A 6,853-nucleotide genomic window follows, 5' to 3' on the forward strand; every position below is an offset into this window, starting at 1 on the left:
AGGGGAAGAGAGGGGAAGAGAGGGGGAGAGGAGAAAAGAAATAAAAATGTTCTTGGAGTGAACAAAAGCATAACAATTGCGAAAGAGCCAACTCAAGTTGCTAGTTAGATGGAATCGGCTTCAATGAAACCTCTCTACAGCAGGTCAACATTGTAGAGAGGTTTCATGAAACGTCTCTACAATGTTGGGCTCTCCCCTGAGCCTTTGCGTCCCTCCTTCCCTGCTTGTTTGGAGCGGTAGCGTCACCGTAAACGTGGCTCCCTGGCCTTCTCCTCCACTTTCTGCGCCGACGTAGCCGCCATGCAGTTCTACTAAGTGGTGGACTATAGCCAATCCCAGTCCGAGTCCGCCATAAGACCTTGTGGTTTGGCCATCAGCCTGACGAAAGCGATCGAAAACATAAGGAAGAAAATCTGGATCGATACCAATGCCTGTGTCAATAACCTTTATTTTGGCCCGATCGCCAGCACACTCTAGTTGCACGCTAACCTTTCCTCCTTCAGGAGTGAATTTGATCGCATTGGAGATTAAATTCCAGACAATTTGCTGTAAGCGGTTTGGATCGCCACAGACGGTATTTACTGTATCAAGTTCGGTTTCCAATTGAATTCCTTTACTTTCCGCTTGAGGAGACATAGCATCGATCGCTCCTTTAATAATTGCTGTAAGATTAACTGTGCATATATTCAGACGCAGCTTGCCCCGGATGATGCGCGAAACATCCAAGATGTCTTCGATCAGTTGCGCTTGTAACTTGGCGTTACGTTCGATAGTTTCTAGGGCGCGAGCGGTCGTGTCTTCATCAAAATTGCGAGTGCGGAGGAGGCGAGCCCATCCCAGTATGGAGTTAAGGGGGGTGCGGAGTTCGTGGGATAGGGCTGCTAGAAATTCGTCTTTCAAACGGTTCGCCTGCTCAGCTTCCTGTCGCTTTATCTGTTCGCGAAGCAACTTATTGCGTTCTTCCTCAGCTTGTTTGCGATCGGTGATATCTTCTACCGATACCACATGACCTACAGGATTACCTCGATCGGAAAGCATGGGAGACGATCGCACGCGAACCCAATGAATGATTGCTTGGGGAGTTTGGAAGCGAAACTCGTCGGAGTATTCATTGCTTTGATGTGTGTAGGCAAACCAATCTACTTTTACCCGTTCTCGGTCTTCCCAATACACCGACTCTAACCAACCGTTTCCTAAGCTTTGCTCTAAAGTAAAGCCACAGATAGCTTGGCAGCGCGGGTTGGTGTAGGTACAGCGCCCTTCAATATCTGTTAGAAAAATACCGATTGGGGAGGATGCGCTCAAACAGCGAAACCGCTCTTCACTTTCCCTAAGTTCGCTGTTGATCGCTGCAAGTTGTGTTGCTTGTCGTTTGATCTCCTCAGTCTTTTTGAACAGGTCAACGAAAACAACTACTTTCGATTTTAATATTTCTGGGTCGATCGGTTTGAGCAGATAATCTACTGCGCCCAAAGAATAGCCTTTGAAGACGAAGGAGTCGCTGGTGCTGAATGCTGTGAGGAAAATAATCGGGGTCTGGCGCGATCGCTCTCGCAGTCGAATTAGCGTTGCCGTTTCAAATCCATCCATCCCCGGCATTTGAACGTCAAGTAGAATCACGGCAAAATCCTGCCTAAGCAGACATTTCAAGGCTTCTTCACCCGAATTGGCTTTGACCAGATTCTCACCTAGACTGTCTAGTATTGCCTCTAGCGCTAGCAGATTTTCTGGATGGTCGTCAACCATCAAGATGTTTACTTTTTCTTGATTTTTCATTGTTCATTGGTGATTAGGGGCTAGGGAAGTCAAAAGTCAAAAGTCAAAATAAAAAAGAAGAAAGGGGCTAGGGAGTAGGGGCTAGCCCCTACTTATAGAGCCAGACGCGCAGCAGCGACAGCAACTGGTCTGTATCGACAGGTTTAGTGATGTAGTCTGATGCGCCTGCTTCGATGCACTTTTCGCGATCGCCTTTCATGGCTTTAGCTGTGAGGGCAATCATCGGCAAACCTTTGAATTGAGGGATTTGGCGGATAGCTCGCATTGTCTCGTATCCGTCCATTTCTGGCATCATCACATCCATCAAGACGATATCGATGTCTGGGGTACTCCGCAAAATGGCAATGCCATCCCGACCATTTTCCTTATAAATCACCTGCATCTGATGGCGTTCTAGCATACTGGCGAGAGCAAAGATGTTACGCATATCGTCGTCTACGATCAGTACTTTTTTATCAGTAAGTACGCGATCTGTTTTGTGCAGTTGTTCCAGCATCTCTCGCTTGGGTGCGGGCAAGTTTGCCTGAACTCGGTGCAGGAACAAAGCTGTTTCATCTAAAAGAGACTCTGGACTGTGTACTTCTTTGAGCGGAGTAGTCTGGGCAATGCGCTTGAGTTCAGTTTCTTGAAAGAGGGAAAGTTTTTTCTCGGTATAAACTACGATCGGTATAGACCTTAAATTTGCGGCTTCTACATTTCTTGACTCCTGCTTAATGCTAGAGATTAATTCAAATCCGTTCATATCCGGCAAGTTCAAATCCAGCACCAAACAATCAAAGTATCCTGACTTGAGCGCTTCGAGTGCTTCTGCGCCAGTGCCTACAGCAGTGGTGGAGACATCGCTGTTGCCAATTAACTCCACTATGGTGTGGCGTTGATTTTCGTTATTTTGCACTACCAGCAGGTTTTTCACAGGGCGCTGAATAAAAGTTTTGATTTGAGTCAGTGCCGAGGACAGTGCTTCGCTGGTGACGGGTTTTTGCAGATACGATACAGCTCCCAATTGCAAGCCTCGGTGCCGCCCGTCTGCCACTGAAATGATGTGGACGGGAATATGACGAGTGCTGGGGTCGTGCTTTAAGCGATCGAGTACTGTCCAGCCATCCATTGTGGGTAACATGATATCCAGAACTAGCGCATTTGGCTTGTATTCCCGCGCCATTGACAGACCCGTTTCGCTACGCAACGCTACCAGCACTTTAAAGCCTTGCTGTCTTGCCATATCTAACAGGATGCGGGCAAAGTTGATGTCATCTTCCACAATCAACAATACGATATCGCCCGGTTGGATATCGCCTCGATCGTCAACCAGCGATGTGGGTTGAGCCTTTTGCCCATCCAAGGAAGCTGGTATTGGCTCTTGGGCCTTGGGTTGTACGGTCGCTGCCCCATCTATTGCAGCCAAGTTCGATGAAGCCAATCGCGTCGGTAGAGTCGGGGACGAGAAATATGAAGATAGAAGCGGTTGACGGGTCAGGGGTAGCTCAGAGAAATTGCGCTGTAGCTCTTGATAAGGCTTATCTGCGCGATCTTCAAAACCAGAATGGTTTTGGGGTAAAAATAGGGTAAAGGTACTGCCTTTGCCTACGCTACTGACTAACTGAATTTCTCCGCCCAGGAGATGGGCAATTTCCCGGCTGATGGACAAACCCAGTCCGGTGCCGCCATATTTGCGGCTGGTGGTGCCATCGGCTTGCTGAAATGCCTCGAAAATTATTTTCTGTTTGTCGTTAGGAATGCCGATGCCGGTATCGGTGACGGAAAAGGCCACAACGCTAGAGGCGCGATTCAAAGTTTCGTTGTCCTGACTCCAACCTCCAGTTTGTATAGCAGTCCGCAGGGTGACGCTACCCTTTTCGGTAAATTTAAATGCGTTGGAGAGCAAGTTTTTCAACACTTGCTGCAATCTCTTCGAGTCGGTATATATTGCTCTGGGCAGTTGAGTATCTAAATCGATCGCGAAAGTGAGAGCTTTATCCTGCGCCACTTGTCTAAAGGTACGCTCTATCTGCTCTCTGAGTTCTGTGAACAGCATCATATCAATTTCAATTGACATGGTGCCGGATTCTATTTTTGCCAAATCTAAGATATCGTTAATTAGCCCCAACAAATCCGTACCTGCTGAATAGATTGTGCGGGTATATTCGACTTGCTTAAGGGACAAGTTGCCTTCGGTGTTATCGGCCAGCAACCGAGCCAAAATGAGCAAGCTGTTCAGGGGTGTCCGCAATTCGTGAGACATATTCGCCAGGAATTCTGACTTATACTTGGAACTCAAAGCTAACTGCGCGGCTTTCTCTTCCAAGGATCTGCGTGCCTGTTCGATCTCGTTGTTCTTGCGTTCGACTTCCTTGTTTTGTAACTCCAGCAACCGGCTTCTTTGTTCTAGTTCTTCATTAGTTTGTTGTAATTGTTCTTGCTGTTTTTTGAGCAATTCTTCTGATGTTTTGAGAGATTGGGCTTGTTGTTCCAATCGCTTGTTAGTTTCTCGCAGTTCGGCTTGTTGGGTTTGGAGTTCTTCTGCGAGTGCTGTGGACTGCTTGAGCAATTCTTCAGTCCGCATACTGGCGGCAATTGTGTTCAATACGATCGCAATGCTTTCGGTAAGCTGATCGAAGAATGTGAGGTGAATTTCGCTGAAGCGGCGGAAGGAGGCGAGTTCAATTACTGCGGTTACTTGGCCTTCAAATAGTACTGGTAAGACGACTGCGTTTAAAGGTGTGGATTCTCCCAAACCGGAACTAATTTTGATATAGTTATCTGGCACTTCGGTCAGGAGGATGCGTTCTTTTTCCAGGGCGCATTGTCCCACCATTCCTTGGCCTAAATCGAAGCGGTTAGATAGCTGTTTGCGTTCGCGATAAGCGTAGGTGCTGAGAAGTTTGAGGTAGGATTGATGGTCGCCTGCTTCCATGAGGTAGAAGACGCCGTGTTGTGCCGAAACCAGGGGTGCGAGTTCGGAGAGTATGAGTTTGGAGACTGTTTCCAAGTCTCTTTGTCCCTGCAACATACGGGTAAATTTGGCTAGGTTGGTTTTTAGCCAGTCTTGTTCGGTGTTCTTCTGCGTTGTTTCGCGCAGGTTGGCAATCATCTGGTTGATGTTGTCTTTGAGGATTGCGACTTCGCCTTCTGCTTGAACGGCGATCGATCGCGTCAGGTCGCCCTTAGTGACCGCTATAGCCACTTCTGCGATCGCACGCACCTGCGTCGTCAAATTCGCCGCCAGTTCGTTCACGTTGTCGGTCAGGGCTCGCCAAATGCCTGCTGCACCGGGCACTTTCGCTTGTCCGCCTAATTTACCTTCAATTCCCACCTCTCGCGCCACAGTGGTAACCTGATCCGCAAATGTTGCCAGCGTATCGATCATCTCGTTGATCGTATCGGCTAAGGTTTCAATTTCTCCCTTAGCTTCCAACATGAGTTTTCGCTTCAAGTCACCGTTGGCAACAGCCGTCACCACTCGCGCAATCCCCCGTACTTGGGCTGTCAAATTACCCGCCATCGAGTTTACGTTGTCAGTCAAATCTTTCCAAGTTCCCGCCACCCCTTTAACATCCGCTTGACCCCCCAACTTCCCTTCCGTTCCCACTTCACGGGCAACCCGCGTTACTTCCGAAGCAAAGGAGGAAAGCTGATCCACCATCGTGTTAATGGTGTTTTTCAGATCCAAAATCTCGCCTTTGACATCGACAGTAATTTTCTTAGACAAGTCGCCATTTGCCACTGCTTTCGTCACTTCAGCAATGTTCCGCACTTGGGCTGTCAAATTACCTGCCATCGAATTAACATTGTCGGTCAAATCTTTCCAAGTTCCCGCCACACCCCGAACATAAGCTTGTACCCCCAACTTACCTTCCGTTCCCACTTCTCTCGCCACCCGCGTTACTTCCGATGCAAAGGAATTCAGTTGATCCACCATTGTGTTGACGGTGTTTTTCAACTCTAAAATTTCGCCTTTCACATCGACGGTGACTTTCTTTGATAAGTCACCATTTGCTACAGCTGTCGTCACTTCGGCTATGTTCCGCACTTGGGCTGTCAAACTTCCCGCCATAAAGTTTACCGAATCTGTCAAATCTTTCCAAGTTCCCGCTACACCTTTTACTTCTGCTTGTACGCCCAGCTTACCTTCCGTTCCCACTTCCCTAGCAACCCGCGTTACTTCCGATGCAAATGAATTAAGTTGATCCACCATCGTGTTGACGGTGTTTTTCAGATCCAAAATTTCGCCTTTAACATCGACAGTAATTTTCTTAGAAAGGTCGCCATTTGCTACAGCTGTCGTCACTGCGGCAATATTCCGTACTTGGGCTGTTAAAGAACCTGCCATGAAGTTCACGCTGTCCGTCAAATCTTTCCAGGTTCCCGCCACACCTCGGACATCAGCTTGCACCCCCAGTTTGCCTTCACTCCCCACTTCCCTAGCAACCCGCGTTACTTCAGAAGCGAAGGAACTAAGTTGATCCACCATGATATTTATGGTGTTTTTTAACTCCAAAATTTCGCCTTTTACCTGCACGGTAATTTTCTTAGAAAGGTCGCCGTTAGCAATAGCAGTAGCAACTTCGGCAATGTTACGTACTTGTCCGGTCAGATTTCCCGCCATCGAGTTTACGTTATCGGTTAAATCTTTCCACGTTCCGGCTACACCCCTGACTTCTGCTTGTACCCCTAATTTTCCTTCTGTTCCTACTTCTCTTGCTACCCGCGTTACTTCACTAGCGAAGGAAGAAAGTTGGTCAACCATCGTGTTAATGGTGTTTTTCAGATCCAATATTTCGCCTTTAACATCGACTGTAATTTTCTTAGACAAGTCGCCGTTAGCAATGGCCGTCGCTACTTCGGCAATGTTACGCACTTGTCCGGTCAGATTTCCCGCCATTAAGTTAACTGAATCGGTCAAATCTTTCCAGGTTCCGGCTACACCTCTGACTTCTGCTTGTACTCCTAATTTTCCTTCTGTTCCTACTTCTCTTGCTACCCGCGTTACTTCTGATGCAAAGGAGTTGAGTTGATCCACCATTGTGTTGACGGTGTTTTTCAATTCCAGGATTTCGCCTTTAACATCTACTGTAAT

2 protein-coding genes are annotated in these 6,853 nt (G+C 47.7%); both read right to left on the reverse strand.

Features of this window, described 5'->3' with window-relative positions:
• Nucleotides 1–144: 144 nt before the first annotated feature.
• The gene (locus LAY57_RS01855) at nt 145–1,776 is read right to left on the reverse strand and encodes a hybrid sensor histidine kinase/response regulator (protein WP_249064590.1); all 1,632 of its coding nucleotides are present in this window, start codon (nt 1,774–1,776) and stop codon (nt 145–147) included.
• Nucleotides 1,777–1,864: 88 nt separating this feature from the next.
• Nucleotides 1,865–6,853, reverse strand: a 4,989-nt coding sequence (locus tag LAY57_RS01860) for a HAMP domain-containing protein (RefSeq protein WP_249064591.1), incomplete at its 5' end; no start/stop codon positions are given.

This window comes from Argonema antarcticum A004/B2 (genome assembly GCF_023333585.1).
Classification (GTDB): Bacteria; Cyanobacteriota; Cyanobacteriia; order Cyanobacteriales; family Aerosakkonemataceae; genus Argonema; species Argonema antarcticum.

Excerpts from the sequence above, each read along its gene's own strand:
- LAY57_RS01855 (WP_249064590.1), bottom strand. The coding sequence starts at position 1,776 with ATGAAAAATCAAGAAAAAGTAAACATCTTGATGGTTGACGACCATCCA.